Source organism: Planococcus sp. RAB007_Raresut (assembly GCF_057369535.1).
In genome coordinates, this window is sequence record NZ_JBXYIF010000029.1 from 1 (window position 1) to 500 (window position 500).

Sequence of the window (500 nt, forward strand, 5' to 3'; positions counted from 1 at the left end):
AGCGCTCTCTCCGGCTCTGTGGGCGGCGCGTATTGTGCGCCGGACGGCGAAATGAACGAAGCCCTTTGGAACGAACACATCGCTTCTGCGGGCGTTTTTAGCGGGATGGGAGATGTGTTTCTGGAAGTGGCAGAAGAACGGGGGATTGATCCCGTTCTGATGGCAGCCATTGCGTTGCACGAAACCGCACATGGTACATCATCGGCCGTGGTGGAAAAGAACAATCCCGGCGGTTTGATGGGGGCCAATGGATTGATGGTCTTCGGAACGCTTGAAGAAGGCATTGCCTCGATGGGTCTGACTCTCCACAACCGGATTATCCAGGATGGACTGGTGACGATTGCCGATCTGGGTTCCGTCTATGCACCGATAGGGGCTAGTAACGATCCGACGAACCTGAACGCACACTGGGTTCCGAACGTCACCAAAGTTGTTAGCTCGTTAGGTGGATTAACGATGAACTGCACCACCTCAACCGGCGAATTTGCCAAACCGATTCC

General features: G+C 55.0%; 1 pseudogene. It reads left to right on the top strand.

The window, feature by feature from the left end:
• Positions 1 to 500: pseudogene (locus tag AC2Q9J_RS17585) on the top strand (peptidase M23); the annotation flags it as partial.